The 319-nt window shown below is 25.4% G+C and carries 1 protein-coding gene; it reads right to left on the reverse strand.

Translation table 11 applies throughout. The annotated features are described in order from the left end of the window. Window positions 1-319 (reverse strand): transposase (locus KGF45_RS19785; protein ID WP_227843085.1); only part of this gene is annotated, 319 nt, incomplete at both ends.

Genomic DNA, 319 nt, shown 5'->3' on the forward strand with positions numbered 1-319 from the left:
AATTTACGATTTCTAGTCATATTCTTTACTTGTAAATCTTCTATGCAAATAATATCATTTTCTTGTATTAATTTAGTAGATAGTTTTTGTAGAAAATCCTTTCGCCTATTAGCTATATGTTCTTGAAGTCTTGCAACTTTTAATCTTGCTTTATTTCTATTTAAACTACCGATTGTTTTTCTCGATAATTCTCTTTGTAATTTAGCAAGTTTGTTTAATGACTTCTGAAGATACTTAGGATTTTCTATAAATTGTCCACAACTTGAGATACAAAATTCTTTAATTCCTAAATCTAAACCTATCTGATTATTAGTATTTT

It is taken from the genome of Clostridioides sp. ZZV14-6154, assembly GCF_020657785.1.
Classification (GTDB): Bacteria; Bacillota; Clostridia; order Peptostreptococcales; family Peptostreptococcaceae; genus Clostridioides.